This window comes from Roseateles sp. P5_B10 (assembly GCF_056400485.1).
The window spans coordinates 1-1,767 of sequence record NZ_JBFULE010000974.1 but is presented as its reverse complement, the minus strand read 5'-3'; the positions used below and the strand labels follow the sequence as shown (position 1 = coordinate 1,767).

Here is a 1,767-nt window from a genome sequence, read left to right as displayed (position 1 = left end):
GTGCTGGGCTGCTCGAGCTTGAGGTAGTCGGCACGGGTCAGCGTGTTGCCGCCGGCCTTGTTGCCGTCGACCCAGCGCGCGAACTCTTCGTCCGTCAGGCCGTGGAACTTGAAGCGCATGTCCGAGAAGCCGGCACCGCTGTACTGGGCCGACAGGCCGTCATAGACGCCGGCCTTGTTGATGACGGCGTGCAGTTGGGTCTCCATGCCCGGCATCGCGTAGATCATGCCGGCCAGGGCGGGCACGTAGAAGGTGTTCATCACCGAGGTCGACGTGAAGCGGAAGTGGATGGGGCGGTCCACCGGCGCGGCCAGCTCGTTGACGGTSGCGATGCCCTGSTCGGGGTAGATGAACAGCCACTTCCAGTCCATGGACACCGCATAGACCTCCAGCGGCTTCACGTCGGCGGCGACGGGCCTGCCCTCGGCGATGCGGTCCAGCGGGCGGAAGGGGTCGAGCTTGTGGGTGCTGATCCAGGTGATGGCGCCCAACGCGATGATGATCAGCAGCGGCGCGCCCCAGATGACGAGTTCCAGGCGCGTGGAATGGTCCCAGTCCGGCGCGTACGTCGCCTCCTCATTGGACTGGCGGTAACGGTATGCAAAGAGCAGCGTCAACGCGATCACCGGSACGATGATCAGCAGCATCAGCAGCGTGGATGTGACGATGAGCTGGGCCTGCTGTTGCGCGATGTCGCCATGCGGCTTCATCACGATCCAATCGCAGCCAGACAAAGCGAAGCTGGCTGACAAGACCAGGGCGCTGTTGAGGAGAGACTTGTTGGGGTACATCCTGAGGCGCGCGCCAGGGTTAACGATCTTGCACGCAGCGATGGAATGTAAGTTGATTGAGGTAAATCAACGATTGGACATTTTGTCCAAGGCACAGACGGAGACAAGCCCGAAATGGCAGTTGCAGGTAGTACTTTCCATAGCCCTCAATCGGGTCCCGTGACCACCCGGACGGACGAGGATCTGGCCCCCGGCGATATCGCAGTCGGCGTCATCATCGGCCGCGCGTCGGAGTATTTCGACTTCTTCGTCTTCGGCATCGCCTCGGTGTTGGTCTTCCCGCAGGTCTTCTTCCCCTTTGCCGACCGCCTGACCGGCACGCTTTACGCCTTCCTGGTCTTTGCGCTGGCATTCGTCGTCCGACCGGTCGGCACGCTGATCGGCATGTCCATCCAGCGCCATTTCGGCCGCTCCGCCAAGCTGACCGCCGCCCTCTTCCTGCTCGGCTGCTCCACGGTGGGCATGGGCCTGCTGCCCGGCTATGCCGAGGCCGGCAGCGCCGCCATCTGGCTGCTGGCGCTGGCCCGCGTTGGCCAGGGCCTGGCCTTGGGCGGCTCCTGGGACGGCCTGCCCTCGCTGCTGGCGCTGAACGCGCCGCCCGACCGCCGCGGCTGGTACGCCATGCTGGGCCAGCTCGGCGCGCCACTGGGCTTCTTCGTCGCCTCGGGCGTGTTCCTGTACGTGTTCGGCAGCCTGGACGCCAAGGATTTCCTTTCCTGGGGCTGGCGTTTCCCCTTCTTCACGGCCTTCGCGATCAACGTCGTCGCGCTGTTCGCCCGGCTGCGCCTGGTCGTCACGCACGAGTACGAGAAGCGCATGGAAGAGCAGGAACTCGACCCCGCCTATCTGCGCGAGCTGCTGCCGGCCCAGGGCCACCACATCGTCATCGGCGCCTTTGCCGCCCTGGCCAGCTATGCCCTCTTTCACCTGGTGAGCGTGTTCCCGCTGTCCTGGGTGGCGCTGTACGGCACCGAGG

General features: G+C 64.9%; 2 protein-coding genes. One reads left to right on the top strand and one right to left on the bottom strand.

Annotated elements, in window-relative coordinates:
• Positions 1-710, bottom strand: a 710-nt coding sequence (gene cyoA, locus AC1DU6_RS29915) for a ubiquinol oxidase subunit II (RefSeq protein ID WP_477861663.1), incomplete at its 3' end; no start/stop codon positions are given.
• A 195-nt stretch (positions 711-905) separates the two neighbouring features.
• Between cyoA and AC1DU6_RS29910 the strand changes: the two genes are divergently transcribed.
• The coding region (locus tag AC1DU6_RS29910; RefSeq protein ID WP_477861662.1) for an MFS transporter at positions 906-1,767 on the top strand (862 nt) is incomplete at its 3' end.